Source organism: Blastococcus sp. TF02-09, from assembly GCF_003319105.1.
Classification (GTDB): domain Bacteria; phylum Actinomycetota; class Actinomycetes; order Mycobacteriales; family Geodermatophilaceae; genus Blastococcus.
On the sequence record NZ_QOHH01000008.1, the window covers coordinates 216232 to 230902 of the forward strand.

14 protein-coding genes are annotated in these 14671 nt (G+C 73.4%); 11 read left to right on the forward strand and 3 right to left on the reverse strand.

Translation table 11 applies throughout. The features are described from left to right. Positions 1 to 197: 197 nt before the first annotated feature. The 7 genes from dnaK (at position 198) to DQ239_RS14045 (ending at position 7167) form a co-directional block, all read left to right on the forward strand. The gene (dnaK, locus tag DQ239_RS14015; RefSeq protein ID WP_113835015.1) at positions 198 to 2087 is read left to right on the forward strand and encodes a molecular chaperone DnaK; all 1890 of its coding nucleotides are present in this window, start codon (positions 198 to 200) and stop codon (positions 2085 to 2087) included. Then, a complete protein-coding gene (gene grpE, locus DQ239_RS14020) occupies positions 2084 to 2764 on the forward strand; it encodes a nucleotide exchange factor GrpE (RefSeq protein ID WP_113835016.1) in 681 nt (226 codons plus the stop codon). Before dnaK ends, grpE begins: the two co-directional genes overlap by 4 nt. Positions 2765 to 2786: 22 nt before the next feature. Beyond that, on the forward strand, positions 2787 to 3995 hold the full coding sequence (gene dnaJ / locus DQ239_RS14025; RefSeq protein ID WP_113835017.1) for a molecular chaperone DnaJ: 1209 nt from the start codon (positions 2787 to 2789) through the stop codon (positions 3993 to 3995). Continuing rightward, complete coding sequence (locus DQ239_RS14030) at positions 3992 to 4441, forward strand: helix-turn-helix transcriptional regulator (protein WP_113835018.1); 450 nt, start codon at positions 3992 to 3994, stop codon at positions 4439 to 4441. The genes dnaJ and DQ239_RS14030 overlap by 4 nt, the downstream gene beginning before the upstream one ends. Next, the gene (locus DQ239_RS14035; protein ID WP_113835061.1) at positions 4438 to 4917 is read left to right on the forward strand and encodes a MarR family winged helix-turn-helix transcriptional regulator; all 480 of its coding nucleotides are present in this window, start codon (positions 4438 to 4440) and stop codon (positions 4915 to 4917) included. Before DQ239_RS14030 ends, DQ239_RS14035 begins: the two co-directional genes overlap by 4 nt. Before the next feature lie 101 nt (positions 4918 to 5018). Continuing rightward, a complete protein-coding gene (locus DQ239_RS14040; protein ID WP_113835019.1) occupies positions 5019 to 5510 on the forward strand; it encodes a MarR family winged helix-turn-helix transcriptional regulator in 492 nt (163 codons plus the stop codon). Positions 5511 to 5571: 61 nt separating this feature from the next. Beyond that, positions 5572 to 7167: an MDR family MFS transporter gene (locus DQ239_RS14045; RefSeq protein WP_233489225.1), complete on the forward strand. Its 1596-nt coding sequence runs from the start codon at positions 5572 to 5574 to the stop codon at positions 7165 to 7167. A 70-nt stretch (positions 7168 to 7237) separates the two neighbouring features. Here DQ239_RS14045 and DQ239_RS14050 read toward each other — a convergent pair whose 3' ends face one another. Both DQ239_RS14050 and DQ239_RS14055 read right to left on the reverse strand, forming a co-directional pair. Next, positions 7238 to 7672, reverse strand: coding sequence for an OsmC family protein (locus tag DQ239_RS14050; RefSeq protein ID WP_113835020.1), 435 nt, complete (start codon positions 7670 to 7672; stop codon positions 7238 to 7240). A gap of 85 nt (positions 7673 to 7757) precedes the next feature. Next, positions 7758 to 8213, reverse strand: coding sequence for a MarR family transcriptional regulator (locus DQ239_RS14055; RefSeq protein WP_113835021.1), 456 nt, complete (start codon positions 8211 to 8213; stop codon positions 7758 to 7760). Between the two features lie 198 nt (positions 8214 to 8411). On the opposite strand from DQ239_RS14055, the gene clpB reads away from it, so the two are divergent. Further along, a complete protein-coding gene (gene clpB / locus DQ239_RS14060) occupies positions 8412 to 11003 on the forward strand; it encodes an ATP-dependent chaperone ClpB (protein ID WP_113835022.1) in 2592 nt (863 codons plus the stop codon). An 80-nt stretch (positions 11004 to 11083) separates the two neighbouring features. Next, complete coding sequence (locus DQ239_RS14065) at positions 11084 to 11821, forward strand: hypothetical protein (protein WP_113835023.1); 738 nt, start codon at positions 11084 to 11086, stop codon at positions 11819 to 11821. Here DQ239_RS14065 and DQ239_RS14070 read toward each other — a convergent pair whose 3' ends face one another. Further along, positions 11822 to 12280, reverse strand: coding sequence for a hypothetical protein (locus DQ239_RS14070; RefSeq protein ID WP_113835024.1), 459 nt, complete (start codon positions 12278 to 12280; stop codon positions 11822 to 11824). A gap of 78 nt (positions 12281 to 12358) precedes the next feature. Here DQ239_RS14070 and DQ239_RS14075 point away from each other — a divergent pair, with 78 nt between their 5' ends. Together DQ239_RS14075 and pyrE are read left to right on the forward strand one after the other, a co-directional pair. Continuing rightward, positions 12359 to 13945: a molybdopterin-dependent oxidoreductase gene (locus DQ239_RS14075; protein ID WP_199583011.1), complete on the forward strand. Its 1587-nt coding sequence runs from the start codon at positions 12359 to 12361 to the stop codon at positions 13943 to 13945. A 22-nt stretch (positions 13946 to 13967) separates the two neighbouring features. Continuing rightward, complete coding sequence (gene pyrE, locus DQ239_RS14080) at positions 13968 to 14522, forward strand: orotate phosphoribosyltransferase (RefSeq protein ID WP_113835026.1); 555 nt, start codon at positions 13968 to 13970, stop codon at positions 14520 to 14522. Positions 14523 to 14671 lie beyond the last annotated feature (149 nt).

Consider the following 14671-nt stretch of genomic DNA (forward strand, 5'->3'; position numbering starts at 1 on the left):
CGCGCTCGACTGCCACACCGCGTGGTCGAGGTCGTACCGCGAGCCGAAGAAACATGACCGGACCTCCCGGGAACACGGGGTCGGGGGCTGCCGTTATCGTGGGCAGGAAAGTTGAGCGGACCACGCGCAAGGCGGCCCGGGCTCGACTCCCCACACGGACCAGCACCACCCCAGCACACGGAAGAGAGGCCATCCCCATGGCACGAGCTGTCGGTATCGACCTCGGCACGACGAACTCCGTCGTCACCGTCCTCGAGGGCGGCGAGCCCACGGTCATCGCCAACTCCGAGGGTTCGCGCACCACCCCGTCGGTGGTCGCCTTCGCCAAGAACGGCGAGGTCCTCGTCGGCCAGTCCGCGAAGAACCAGGCCGTCACCAACGTCGACCGCACCATCCGCTCGGTCAAGCGCCACATGGGCACCGCGTGGACGACCGACGAGATCGACGGCAAGAAGTACACCGCGCAGGAGATCAGCGCGCGCATCCTGCAGAAGCTCAAGCGGGACGCCGAGACCTACCTGGGCGAGCCGGTCACCGACGCCGTCATCACCGTGCCGGCCTACTTCGAGGACGCGCAGCGCCAGGCCACCAAGGAGGCCGGTGAGATCGCGGGCCTCAACGTCCTGCGCATCGTCAACGAGCCGACCGCGGCCGCGCTGGCCTACGGCCTGGACAAGGGCGAGACCGAGCAGACGATCCTCGTGTTCGACCTCGGTGGCGGCACCTTCGACGTCTCCCTGCTCGAGATCGGGGACGGCGTCATCGAGGTGAAGGCCACCGCCGGTGACAACCACCTCGGTGGTGACGACTGGGACCAGAAGGTCATGGACCACCTGGTCAAGACCTTCAACGCGAGCAACGGCATCGACCTGTCCAAGGACAAGCTGGCCATGCAGCGCCTCCGCGAGGCGGCCGAGAAGGCCAAGATCGAGCTGTCGGGCGCGCAGTCGACCAACATCAACCTGCCCTACATCACCGCCGGCGCCGAGGGCCCGCTGCACCTCGACGTCACCATCACCCGCGCCGAGTTCCAGCGGATGACCCAGGACCTGCTGGACCGGGCCCGGGCGCCGTTCAACCAGGTGGTCCGCGACGCCGGCATCTCCGTCGGCCAGATCGACCACGTCGTCCTCGTGGGTGGCTCGACCCGCATGCCGGCCGTCACCGACCTGGTGCGCGAGCTGACCGGTGGCAAGGAGCCCAACAAGGGCGTCAACCCGGACGAGGTCGTGGCCATCGGCGCCGCCCTGCAGGCCGGTGTCCTCCGCGGCGAGGTCAAGGACGTCCTGCTGCTCGACGTCACCCCGCTGTCCCTGGGCATCGAGACCAAGGGCGGGATCATGACCAAGCTCATCGAGCGCAACACCACGATCCCGACCAAGCGCTCGGAGATCTTCACGACGGCCGACGACAACCAGCCGTCCGTGCAGATCCAGGTCTTCCAGGGCGAGCGCGAGATGGCGATGTACAACAAGAAGCTCGGCATGTTCGAGCTGACCGGGCTGCCCCCGGCGCCCCGCGGCGTCCCGCAGATCGAGGTCGCCTTCGACATCGACGCCAACGGCATCGTGCACGTCACCGCGAAGGACCTCGGAACGGGCAAGGAGCAGTCGATGACCATCACCGGCGGCTCGGCGCTCCCCAAGGACGACATCGAGCGGATGATGAAGGACGCCGAGGCGCACGCCGAGGAGGACAAGAAGCGCCGCGAGGAGGCCGAGACCCGCAACCTGGCCGAGTCGCTGCAGTACCAGACCGAGAAGTTCCTGGCCGAGAACGGCGACAAGATCCCGGCCGAGAAGAAGGACGAGCTCGGCGAGGCGCTGACCGAGCTGCGCAGCGCGCTGGGCGGCTCGGACATCGAGGCGATCAAGACCGCGCAGGAGAAGGTCGCCCGGGTCTCCCAGGAGGTCGGCGGCGCGCTCTACGCCCAGGCGGGCGAGGCGGCCGGCGCCGAGGGTGCCCCCGGCGCCGAGGGTGCCGCGCCCGGCGGTGCCACGGCCGGCGGAGCCTCGGCCGGCGGTTCCACGGCTGACGACGACGTCGTCGACGCCGAGATCGTCGACGAGGGTGACGACCGCCGATGACGAGCGGGGAGGAGCAGCCGCGCGTCGTCATCCGCGACAAGCGGCGCATCGACCCGAACAGTGGTGAGGTGCGGGCACCGGCCGGCGAGCAGCCGGCCGGTGCCCCGCCCGGCCCGACCCTCGCAGGGGAGCAGATGAGCGAGCACGAGATGCCCGTGGACGACCAGCCGCAGCAGGTGCCGTCGGCCGGTGGGGACGACCTGTCCTCCCAGCTGGCGGAGCGGACCGAGGACCTCCAGCGAGTCACCGCGGAGTACGCCAACTACCGGCGCCGGGTCGACCGCGACCGGACGCTGGTGGTCGACCAGGCCGCCGAGCGGTTCGCCGCGAACCTGTTCCCGATCGTCGACGACATCGAGCGGGCGCGGGACCACGGCGACCTGACCGGGGCGTTCAAGGTCGTGGCCGACCGCGTGCTGGGGCTGCTGGACGGCCTCGGCGTGGAGGCGTTCGGCGCGGCCGGTGACGCCTTCGACCCGTCGCTGCACGAGGCGGTCATGCACGACACGTCCGCCGACGTGGTCGTGCCCACCGCGACGACGGTGCTGCGGCAGGGCTTCCGCCGCGGTGACCGGGTGCTGCGGACGGCGATGGTGGCGGTGACGGAGCCGGAGCACCCGGCGCCCGCCGTCGACGGCGCCGTGCCGGCCGACCCGGGCGCCGCGGCATCTGACTGATCCACAGGGAGGGGGACACCCGATGAGCACCCGCGACTTCATCGAGAAGGACTACTACGGCGCGCTGGGCGTTCCCCAGGGCGCCGACGCCGCGGAGATCAAGAAGGCCTACCGCAAGCTGGCCACCGAGCTGCACCCGGACAAGAACCCCGGCAACGCCGAGGCGGAGTCCCGGTTCAAGGAGGTCTCCGAGGCCTACGACGTGCTCTCCGACCCCAAGCGGCGCGGAGAGTACGACGAGGCCCGGCGGCTGTTCGGCGCCGGCGGCGCCGGGGCGCGGGCCGGGTTCCCCGGCGGGTTCCCCGGTGCCGGCGGTCAGACCTTCGACTTCGGCGACCTGTTCAACGCCGGCTCCGCCGGGACCGCGGCCGGTGGTCGCGGTGCCGGCGGCCTCGGTGACCTGCTCGGCGGCCTCTTCGGGGGCGCCGGGGGAGGCGCCCGGGCGCGCAGCCAGGCGGCGTCCGGCCCCGCCCGGGGTCAGGACGTCGAGACCGAGGCGACGCTCTCCTTCGAGGAGGCCGTGCTCGGCGTCACTGTGCCGCTGCGCATGCAGAGCCCGGGCACCTGTCCGACCTGTGCCGGCAGCGGCGCGAAGCCGGGGACCAGCCCGCACACCTGCCCGGTGTGCCAGGGCGCCGGCGTCACCAGTCGCAGCCAGGGGGCGTTCGCGTTCTCCGAGCCCTGCCGCAACTGCCGCGGCACCGGCTCCGTCGTCGACGACCCCTGCTCGACCTGCTCGGGCAGCGGCATCACCAGCCAGACCCGCACGATCACCGTCCGCATCCCGGCCGGCGTCCGCGACGGCCAGCGCATCCGGCTGGCCGGCAAGGGTGCCCCGGGACGGCGCGGGGGACCGGCCGGTGACCTCTTCGTCGTCGTCCACGTGTCCGAGCACGCGTTGTTCGGGCGCAAGGACGACGACCTGACGCTCACCGTGCCGATCACCTTCGCCGAGGCGGCGCTGGGGACGACGCTGACCGTGCCCACCCTCGACGGGACGGTCTCGCTCAAGGTGCCCGCCGGCACCTCCAGCGGGCGCACGCTGCGCGTGCGCGGCCGCGGCGTCCCGGCGAAGAAGCGCACCGGCGACCTCCTGGTCACCCTCGACATCGCGGTGCCGGTCCGGCTCACGCCCGCGGAGCGCAAGCTCGTCGAGCAGCTGGCCGAGGAGATGGACGAGGACCCGCGTCCGCAGATCACCGCGGCCCTCCAGGCGGGAGGCCAGCGGTGACCGGCCCGGTCGACCCGGCGCGGGGCGCCGCGCGGTCGGTCGCCGAGGACGCGCCGGTCTTCGTCATCTCCGTGGCGGCCGAGCTGGCCGGCATGCACGCGCAGACGCTGCGCCAGTACGACCGGCTCGGCCTGGTCAGCCCCGGGCGCACGCCCGGCGGCGGCCGCCGGTACAGCCCGCGGGACGTGGCGCTGCTCCGCGAGGTGCAGCGGCTGTCGCAGGAGGACGGCGTCAACCTCGCCGGCATCAAGCGGATCATCGAGCTCGAGTCGCAGGTCGAGGCGCTCCAGGCGCGCGTCCACGAGCTGCTCGCCGAGCTGGAGCACAGCGAGCACCGCCGGATGGCCGCCGAGGCCGCGGTCCCGGCGGGCTACCGCGCCGAGCTCGTGCCGCAGCGCCGGCCCGGCAACGCGCTGGTCGTGTGGCGCCCGCGGAGCGGTCGGTGAGCGAGCTCGACCCGCACGCCGCGTTCGTCGAGCTGGAGCGCGAGATCGGCCTGCTGCTGCGGCGTTCCCGGGCGATCTCGTCCCGGCTGGCCGGTCAGCTGCACCCCGACCTCGACGGCGCCGCCTTCGGTCTGCTGGCGCTGCTGCAGGACACCGGTCCGCTGCGGGCCAGCGACCTCGTGGCGCGGCTGGGCCTGGACAAGAGCACGGTGAGCCGGCAGGTGGCCAGCCTCGTCGGGCTGGGCCTGGTCGAGCGCAGCGCGGACCCCGACGACGGTCGAGCGCAGGTGCTGACGCCGTCGGCCGAGGGCGCGGCGCGCCTGGCGCAGATCCGCGACGCCCGCCGCGAGCGCTGGGAGGCCGACCTGGGCCACTGGCCCGCCGAGGACGTCGCCACGCTGGCCGAGCTGCTGCACCGGCTCAACCGGATCGGTGACGCGTGGGCACGCGAGGCCGACGAGGAGCCCGTGGACTGAGGGCCGCCCGGGAAGAAGCCTGACGCATTGTTCGTTGCAGACAGCAACCAAAAAGTCTATGGTTGCACTCTGCACGCTTTCCGATCGTCAGGACCCCCGTCATGCCCATCAGTCCTGGGACGCGCGACCGGCTGACCGCCAGCATCGCGCAGCTCATCCGGACCGGCCGCCACGTCAGCACCCGCGCGGCCACCCAGCTCTACGGCGAGCTCCCCTCCTACGGCTGGACGCTGCTGCTGCCCCTCGAGCAGGACGGCGACCAGCGCTGCAGCGCGCTGGCCGCGCGCGCCGGTGTCGACGTCTCCGTGGCCAGCCGCCAGCTCGCCGTTCTCGAGCGGTCGGGCTACGTGGAGCGGCACCCCGATCCCCGCGACGGGCGGGCCAGCCTGCTCCGGCTCACCGCGCAGGGCGCCGAGGCGCTCGCCGCGACCCGCGCGATGCGCGCGGACTGGGCGCTGGCCGCGCTGTCCGGCTGGAGCGAGGACGACGCCCTCCGGCTGACCGACCTGCTCGACCGCCTCCGCGCCGACATCGAGGTGGCCGTCCCGGCACCCCGGACGGCCCGGCCCGAACCGCAGGAGGCCCGTCGATGACCGGCGCCCCGCCGTTCCGCCCACCACGCACGAACGCCCCTCGCAGCCCGGCAGGAGAACCATGACCAGCACCGTCGACCGGCCGGTCGTCGAGGCCCCCCTCGAGCAGCAGGGGCGCATGACGCACCGCCAGATCCTCTCGGCGCTGTCCGGGATGATGCTGGCGATGTTCGTGGCGTTCCTGTCCTCGACCGTCGTCTCGAACGCGCTGCCCACGATCATCACCGACCTGCGCGGCTCGCAGAGCCAGTACACGTGGGTGGTCACCGCCACCCTGCTGGCCTCGACCGCGTCCACGCCCATCTGGGGCAAGCTCTCGGACCTGTTCAGCAAGAAGCTGCTGCTCCAGCTGGCCATCGTCATCTTCATCGTCGGCTCGATGCTGGCCGGGCTGTCCGGGTCGGTCGAGACGCTCATCGCCTGGCGCGTGCTCCAGGGGCTGGGCCTCGGGGGCCTGCAGTCGCTGGTCCAGATCGCGATGGCGGCCATGATCAGCCCGCGCGAGCGCGGCCGGTACTCCGGTCTGCTCGGCAGCGTCATGGCCGTCGCCACCGTCGGCGGGCCGCTCATCGGCGGTCTGCTCGTCGACACGAGCTGGCTGGGCTGGCGCTGGTGCTTCTACGTCGGCGTCCCCTTCGCCGCGGCCGCCCTGGTGCTGCTGCAGCGGACGCTGCACCTGCCGGTGACCAAGCGGGACGTGCACATCGACTACCTGGGCGCCGCGCTGCTCACCGCCGCGGTCTCCGCGCTGCTGATCTGGGTGACCCTCGCCGGGTCGAGCTTCGACTGGCTCTCCACCGAGTCGGTGCTCTTCGTCGGCGGCTCGGTCCTGGCCATCGCCGCCTTCCTGGTCACCGAGACGCACGCGTTGGAGCCGATCGTCCCGCTGCGGCTCTTCCGGGACCGGACGACGACGCTGGCGGTCGTGGCCAGCATCGCCATCGGTGTGGCCATGTTCGGGTCGACGGTCTTCCTCGGTCAGTACCTGCAGATCTCCCGTGGGTACTCGCCGACGGCGGCCGGTCTGCTCACCGTCCCCATGGTCGGCGGGCTGCTGCTCTCCTCCACGGTCTCCGGCATCCTGATCACCCGGACCGGCCGGTGGAAGCGGTTCCTCACCGCGGGCTCGGTGCTCGTCGTGCTCGGCTTCGGCCTGCTGTCGCTGCTGGACCACGAGACCGACATGGTCCTGCTGGGGGTCTTCCTCTTCGTCCTCGGCGTCGGCATCGGCATGACGATGCAGAACCTCGTGCTGGCCGTGCAGAACACGGTCGCGGCGTCGGACCTGGGCGCGGCGAGCTCCGCCGTGGCCTTCTTCCGCAGCCTCGGCGGCACGATCGGCGTCTCGGTGCTGGGCGCGGTGCTCAGCGCCCGGGTCACCACGCTGATCACCGCGGGCCTGCCGCCCGAGGCCGCCGCCGCGGCCGGCAACGGCAGCGTGGGCCTCGCCGACCTCGCGGACGCCCCGCCGGCGATCCAGGAGCTGATCCGGATCTCCTACGGCGACGCCACCGGCCGGATCTTCCTGGTCTCCGCGGTGGTGGCGGTGGCCGCGGTGATCGCGATCGCCTTCATCCGCGAGATCGCCTTGAGCACCCGCAGCGGCGACCAGCGGCTGCGCGACGAGTCCGGCACCCCCGACGTCGTCGGCGTCTGACGAAGGACCAGCACGACGAAGGCCCGGCCCCGTCAGGGGGCCGGGCCTTCGTCCGTCAGGGGGTTCCTCGTCAGTCGAGGGCGGCGTCCAGCGTGATCTCGGTGCCGGTCAGCGCCTTGCTGACCGGGCAGCCGACCTTGGCCGCCTGGGCCGCGGTCTGGAAGCCGTCGGCGTCCAGGCCCTCGACCTCGCCGCGGACGGTCAGCTTGATGCCGGTGATCGTCGGGGCGCCGTCCTTCTGGCCCAGCGTGACGTCGGCGGTGACCTCCAGGGCGGTCGGCGTCCCGCCGGCCTTGCCGATCTCGCTCGACAGCGCCATGGCGAAGCAGGAGGAGTGCGCGGCCGCGATGAGCTCCTCGGGGCTCGTGGTGCCCCCGGCCTCGTCGGCGGCCCGCTTCGGGAACGAGACCTCGTAGGTGCCGACCTTCGAGCTGGAGAGCTCGACCTGGCCGGAGCCCTCCTGCAGGGTGCCGTTCCACGCGGTGCGTGCGGTGCGAGTGGGCATGTCACTTCTCCCGTGCCGGGCGCCGCCCGCTCCTGGACGGCGCATCGGGGCAGCCCCTACCCCGGGACGTCCCGGGTCCACGCATTCAGCAGACGGCTGCTCCGCCGTTCACCCGCTCGACCAGCAGCTGCAGCCGGCGCTTGAGGTCGGCGAACTCGTCGGTGTCGAAGCCGATGGCCCCGATCATCTCCTGCGAGATGCCGTAGGACTTCTCCTTCAGCGCGCGCCCCTCGTCGGTCAGCGCGATCGCCACGGAGCGCTCGTCCTCGACGCGGCGGTGACGGGTGACCAGACCGGCGGCGGTGAGCCGCTTGAGCAGCGGGGACAGCGTGCCGCTGTCCAGGGCCAGGCGGGAGCCCAGCTGCCCCACGGTCTGGTGGTCCTCTTCCCAGAGCAGCATCATGACGAGGTACTGGGGATAGGTCAGACCGATGGCGTCGAGCATGGGTCGGTAGCGCGCGGTCACGGCGCGGGAGGCCGCGTACAGCGCGAAGCAGAGCTGGTCGTCGAGCGCCACGCTGGGTGCCGGCAGGGCGGTCATGGCTGGAGTCTACGGCGCCCGGGCGTGGATGCGGACCGCCGAGTCCGCGGCCCCGGCGTGAGCTGCGTCCCGGCGCTCGGGTGGACTCGCCAGGGTTGAGTGGAACAGACTCAACTCCACGGTCGTTGGTGACAGCGACCACCGGGCCGCCGACGAGGCGGCACCAGCACGACAGACGGAAGGACGCGGTCCGCGACCATGGAGAGCAAGCTGACCACCCGTTCGCAGGAGGCCATCGCCGCCGCCCAGCGGCTCGCGGTCGCCCGTGGCCAGGCGGCGCTGGAGCCGCTGCACCTGCTGGCGGCGCTGCTCGAGCAGGACGACGGCATCGCCGCTCCGCTGCTCAAGGCCGTCGGCGCCGACGCCGCGGACGTGCGGGCGAAGGCCGAGGCCGCCGTGCGCCGGCTGCCCAGCGTCAGCGGGGCGACCGTGCCCGCGCCCTCGCCCACGCGCGAGTTCCTCCGCGTCATGAACGACGCCGGGGAGCAGGCGAGCGCCCTGGGCGACGAGTACGTCTCCACCGAGCACCTGCTGGTCGGCCTGGCCGGCGCCGGCGGCGAGGCCGGCGCGGTGCTGACCGGCGCCGGGGCCACCCGCGACGCGCTGCTCGCGGCGTTCCGCACCGTCCGGGGCAGCCGCAAGGTCACCACGCCGGACCCGGAGGGCACGTTCCAGGCCCTCGAGAAGTACGCCGTCGACCTCACCGAGCGCGCCCGCGAGGGCAAGATCGACCCGGTCATCGGCCGCGACACCGAGATCCGCCGCGTGGTGCAGGTGCTCTCGCGGCGGACCAAGAACAACCCGGTCCTCATCGGCGAGCCCGGCGTCGGCAAGACGGCGATCGTCGAGGGCCTCGCCCAGCGGATCGTCGCGGGCGACGTGCCGGAGAGCCTCAAGGGCAAGCGCCTCATGGCGCTGGACCTCGGCGCGATGGTGGCCGGCGCCAAGTACCGCGGTGAGTTCGAGGAGCGGCTCAAGGCCGTCCTGCAGGAGATCATCGACGCCGAGGGTCAGGTCGTCACCTTCATCGACGAGCTGCACACCATCGTCGGGGCCGGCGCCACCGGCGAGTCGGCCATGGACGCCGGCAACATGATCAAGCCGATGCTCGCCCGCGGTGAGCTGCGCATGGTCGGCGCGACGACGCTGGACGAGTACCGCGAGCACATCGAGAAGGACCCCGCGCTCGAGCGCCGCTTCCAGCAGGTGCTGGTGGGCGAGCCCAGCGTCGAGGACACCATCGGCATCCTGCGCGGGCTCAAGGAGCGCTACGAGGTCCACCACGGCGTCCGCATCACCGACGCCGCGATCGTCGCGGCCGCCACCTTGTCGGACCGGTACGTCACGGCCCGCTTCCTGCCGGACAAGGCGATCGACCTGGTCGACGAGGCGGCCAGCCGGCTGCGCATGGAGATCGACAGCCGTCCCGTCGAGGTCGACGAGGTCGAGCGCGCGGTGCGCCGGCTGGAGATCGAGGAGATGGCGCTGTCCAAGGAGGACGACCCGTCGTCCCTCGAGCGGCTGGCGGCGCTCCGGGCCGACCTGGCGGACCGACGGCAGGAGCTGGCCGAGCTGACCGCCCGCTGGCAGCAGGACAAGAGCGCGATCGGCCGCATCCAGGCCATCAAGGAGGAGCTGGAGCGCCTGCGCCTCGAGGCCGAGCGCGCCGAGCGGGACGGCGACCTCGCCCACGTGGCCGAGCTGCGCTACGGCCGGCTGCCCCAGCTGGAGAAGTCGCTCGCCGACGCGGAGACCTCGGTGGAGACCGGTGACTCCATGCTCAAGGAGGAGGTCGGCCCCGACGACATCGCCGAGGTCGTCCAGGCCTGGACCGGCATCCCCGCCGGCCGGCTGCTCGAGGGCGAGACCCAGAAGCTGCTGCGCATGGAGGACGAGCTCGCGAAGCGGGTCGTCGGCCAGCCCGACGCCGTCCGCGCCGTCGCCGACGCCGTCCGCCGGGCGCGCTCCGGCGTCGCCGACCCCGACCGGCCCACCGGTTCCTGGCTGTTCCTCGGCCCCACGGGTGTCGGCAAGACCGAGCTGGCCAAGGCGCTGGCGGAGTTCCTGTTCGACGACGAGCGGGCGATGGTCCGCATCGACATGAGCGAGTACTCGGAGAAGCACTCGGTGGCGCGGCTGGTCGGGGCGCCCCCCGGCTACGTCGGCTACGAGGCCGGTGGCCAGCTCACCGAGGCGGTGCGGCGCCGTCCGTACACGGTGGTGCTGCTCGACGAGGTCGAGAAGGCGCACCCCGACGTCTTCGACGTGCTGCTGCAGGTGCTCGACGACGGCCGGCTCACCGACGGCCAGGGCCGCACGGTCGACTTCCGGAACACGCTGCTGATCCTGACGTCGAACCTGGGCTCGCAGATCATCGCCGACCAGTCCGTGCCCGAGGACCGCCGGCGCACGGCGGTCCAGGAGGTCGTGCGCAGCCACTTCAAGCCGGAGTTCCTCAACCGGCTCGACGACGTCGTCATCTTCCGGGCCCTGGGCACCGAGGAGCTCGCCGGCATCGTCGACCTCCAGGTCGGCGTGCTGGCCCGGCGGCTGGCCGGACGGCGGCTCACGCTGCGGGTCACCGACGCGGCGCGGGAGTGGCTGGCGCTCAACGGCTTCGACCCGGTCTACGGCGCCCGGCCGCTGCGCCGGCTGGTGCAGTCGGCCATCGGCGACCAGCTCGCCCGCGCCCTGCTCTCCGGCGAGATCCGGGACGGCGACGTGGTCGTCGTGGACTGGCCGGCCGACGTCACCGAGGGCGACGCCGGGCTGAGCGTCACGCGGGGCTGATCGACCGCGGGGCGGCGGCGGACCCGACTGGACGCGTCGGCCATGATCGGGAGGCACACCGAGCCGGGGAGGCAGCAAACATGACGTCGGACCAGGGTGGCACGCAGGGCGAGCCCGCCGGTCGCCCCGAAGGCGGGTCCGAGCCTCCTCCCCTGCAGGGCTGGAACGCACCGCCGCCTCCTCCGCAGCAGGGATGGGGCGCCCCGCCTCCGCAGCAGGGGTGGGGCGCCCCGCCGCCGCAGGGCTGGGAGGGTCAGCCGCAGCAGGGGTGGCAGCAGCCGGGACAGTGGCCCGGCTACGGGAACCCCTACGAGCCGCCGCCCCCGCCCGGCTCGGCCGACCAGCCGTTCACCGTGCGGGCGGGAATCGGTGCGTTCGTCGCCACCGTGGTGCTCGGCCTCGTCGGTTCCGTGGTCATGTTCTTCAACTACGACACGGTGCTCGACGAGGCGATCGCTCAGGCAGGTGCCGGCCTGACCGGCGAGGACCGCGAGACCGCGCAGGACATCGCCGAGATCGTCGTGCAGTTCAGCCTCGTCGTCAGCGCGATCTTCACGGCGGTCTACCTGCTGTTCCTCTGGTTCGCCTGGCGTGGGCGCAACTGGGCCCGCATCGTGCTGTGGGTGCTCGGCGGCCTGTCCGTGCTGAGCGGATTCGCCGGCATGGGCAGCGGGGGTACAGGGGTCGGCTACATCGACGGGCTGAACGTGTTCAGCCTGCTGCTCACGATCGCCGGCATCGTGCTGCTGGCGCTCAAGCCCAGCAACGACTGGTACCGGTACATGGGCTGGGCGCGGGCCACGGGCCGGTCCCGCTGATCAGGCGGGGCGCTCCGCCCCGGGCAGCCAGGCGCGAGTCGTGCCCGCCAGCAGGCTGGTCAGGCCCGCGATCGACAGCACGAGCAGCAGCAGCGAGGCGATGGTCACGCCGCCGGACGCCAGCACGCTGACCACGGTCAGCAGGGCCAGCGCCCCGGTGGCGACGACGCCGGCCCACCGCGCCCAGCCCCGCCGGCGCACCAGGAAGACGGCGGCCACGGCCAGCACCAGCCCCAGCACGAGGTAGGGCACCAGGGCGAGCAGGACGAACTGCTCGGCCTCGTCCCGGGTGATGTCGTCGGCCGCCTCGACGACGCGGTCGACGGCGACGTCGAACCCGGCCCACAGCAGCAGGCCGTTGGACAGCAGCAGCAGCGCGAGCACCGCCAGCACCCCGACGGCGACGCGCACCGAGGGCGGCATGACCGGGCGGGGGGCGGGCGAGGGGGCGGTCGGCACCCGCCCAGCCTGACAGTTCCGGCGCGCTCCGATCATCGGGGGATGAATCCCGATGGGCCCGGGCTGCGAAGAGAAGGCGTGACGACGACGCTGTGCGCCCCGGACGCCGCCCCGGCCGGCCGGGGCCCGGCGCGACGCGGTCTCGCCGCCCTCGCGGGGCTGCTGGCGGCGGCCGTGGCCCTCGGCGTGGGCGAGCTGGTCGCCGGGTTCGTGCGGCCGGCGTCCTCCCCGGTCGTCGCGGTGGGGGACGCCGTCATCGCGCTGGTGCCCCAGCCGGTCACGGCGCTGGCCATCCGTATCTTCGGCGAGGCCGACAAGGTCGCCCTGATCGCGGGCACGTTGGTCGTCGTCGCCCTGTACGCGTTGCTCGTCGGCGTCCTGGGGCTGCGGGACCGCCGCCTCGCCGTCCTCGGGATCGTCCTGTTCGGGACCGTCGGCGCCCTCGCCGCCCTCACCCGGCCCGCGGGCCAGTCGGCCGACGTGCTGCCCTCCCTCGCCGGCACGGCCGCCGGCGTGCTGGCGCTGCTGGCGCTGCTCGCCCCGCTGGCGACCGCCGCCCCCGCCGGAGCCCCGGACCGGCCGGGGGGCCAGCTGGACCGCCGCCGGTTCGTCCTCACCGGTGCGGCCGCCGTCGGCGTGGCCGCCGTCAGCGGGGGCGCCGGCCGGTTGCTGCAGCGCAGCACCGAGGTGACGTCGCTGCGCGCCGGCGTCACGCTGCCGACGCCGTCGTCCCCGGCCCGCGCGCTCCCGCCGGGCGCAGACCTCGCCGGGGACGTCAAGGGCCTCACCCCGCTGGTCACCCGCAACGGCGAGTTCTACCGGATCGACACCGCGCTCATCGCCCCGCGGATCCGGCCCGCGGACTACCGGCTCCAGCTGACCGGGATGTTCGACTCCCCGCGGACCTACACGCTCGACGACCTGCTCGCCCGCGCCGACGTGATCGAGCGCGACATCACGCTCACGTGCGTCTCCAACGAGGTCGGGGGCGCGCTCGTGGGCAGTGCGCGGTGGCTCGGCGTCCCGCTGGCCGCCCTGCTGCGGGAGAACGGCATCCGCCCCGGCAGCGACCAGCTGCTGTGCCGGTCGGCGGACGGGATGACGATCGGGGCGCCCACCCGCAGCGCGCTCGAGGTCGAGGACGCGATGCTGGCCTTCGGCATGAACGGCGAGCCGCTGCCGGTCGTGCACGGCTTCCCGGTGCGGATGATCATCCCCGGGCTGTACGGCTACGTCTCGGCGTGCAAGTGGCTGACGCGCATCGAGGCGACCACGTTCGACGCCGTCGACGCCTACTGGATCCAGCGCGACTGGGCGGCCGACGGGCCCATCCGCATCGCGTCGCGCATCGACACCCCCGGCGCGGGGCGCGCGATCCCGGCCGGGCGCCGCGCCATCGCCGGGGTCGCCTGGGCGCAGACCCGCGGGATCGCGACGGTCGAGGTGCGGGTGGACGACGGCGACTGGCAGCAGGCGCGGCTGTCACCGGCGGTGGACGCCGACCTGTGGCGCCAGTGGGTGCTGCCGCACGACTTCGCGCCCGGCCGGCACGTGCTGACGGTGCGGGCCACCGGTGCCGACGGCGAGGTGCAGACCGACGCGCGTGCCGACCCCTTCCCGGCCGGTGCCACGGGCTGGCACTCGGTCGAGGTGCTGGTGAGCTGACCGCCCTCCTAGGGTCATCACCATGACGGCTCCCGCGTACCACCCCGACCGCGACCGCCTGCTCGAGCTGATCGTCGACCTCGCCGTCGTGCACGGGAAGGTGACGCTCTCGTCGGGGCGGGAGGCGGACTGGTACATCGACATGCGCCGGCTCACGCTGCACCACGAGGGCGCCCCGCTGGTCGGCCGCGTGATGCGCCAGCTCACCGGCGACCTGCGCTACGACGTCGTCGGCGGGCTCACCCTGGGCGCGGACCCGGTGGCGACGGCGATGCTGCACGCCGCGGCGGCGGGCGAGGGGTTCCTCGACGCCTGCGTCGTCCGCAAGACGGGCAAGGCCCACGGCCTGCAGCGGCGCATCGAGGGCCCGGACGTCGCCGGCCGGGCGGTGCTCGTGGTCGAGGACGTCTCCACCACGGGGGGCAGCCCGCTGACGGCGGCCGAGGCGCTGCAGGAGGCCGGGGCGGAGGTCGTCGGTGTCGCGGTGATCGTCGACCGCGGGGCGCGCGCGGCGGTCGAGGCGGCCGGCTTCGAGTACCGCGCCGCCTACGAGCTCTCCGACCTCGGCCTCGCCTGATAGGCCCGGCTGGGATCAGGTGACCCGGCTTCAAGGGGTCGTTGCAACGCCCTGACTGACCTGGAGGTCGGGCGATGACGGCGACGGTGGAGCTGCAGCATCTGCGGCGGGCGTTCTGGCGGGGCGTGCGCGAGGGCCTGCCGACGGTC

Bases quoted from the DNA above. Each gene is read 5' to 3' on its own strand.
- dnaK (WP_113835015.1), top strand. From the start codon at position 198: ATGGCACGAGCTGTCGGTATCGACCTCGGCACGACGAACTCCGTCGTC.
- grpE (WP_113835016.1), top strand. From the start codon at position 2,084: ATGACGAGCGGGGAGGAGCAGCCGCGCGTCGTCATCCGCGACAAGCGG.
- dnaJ (WP_113835017.1), top strand. From the start codon at position 2,787: ATGAGCACCCGCGACTTCATCGAGAAGGACTACTACGGCGCGCTGGGC.
- DQ239_RS14040 (WP_113835019.1), top strand. From the start codon at position 5,019: ATGCCCATCAGTCCTGGGACGCGCGACCGGCTGACCGCCAGCATCGCG.
- DQ239_RS14045 (WP_233489225.1), top strand. From the start codon at position 5,572: ATGACCAGCACCGTCGACCGGCCGGTCGTCGAGGCCCCCCTCGAGCAG.
- DQ239_RS14050 (WP_113835020.1), bottom strand. From the start codon at position 7,672: ATGCCCACTCGCACCGCACGCACCGCGTGGAACGGCACCCTGCAGGAG.
- DQ239_RS14055 (WP_113835021.1), bottom strand. From the start codon at position 8,213: ATGACCGCCCTGCCGGCACCCAGCGTGGCGCTCGACGACCAGCTCTGC.
- clpB (WP_113835022.1), top strand. From the start codon at position 8,412: ATGGAGAGCAAGCTGACCACCCGTTCGCAGGAGGCCATCGCCGCCGCC.
- DQ239_RS14065 (WP_113835023.1), top strand. From the start codon at position 11,084: ATGACGTCGGACCAGGGTGGCACGCAGGGCGAGCCCGCCGGTCGCCCC.
- pyrE (WP_113835026.1), top strand. From the start codon at position 13,968: ATGACGGCTCCCGCGTACCACCCCGACCGCGACCGCCTGCTCGAGCTG.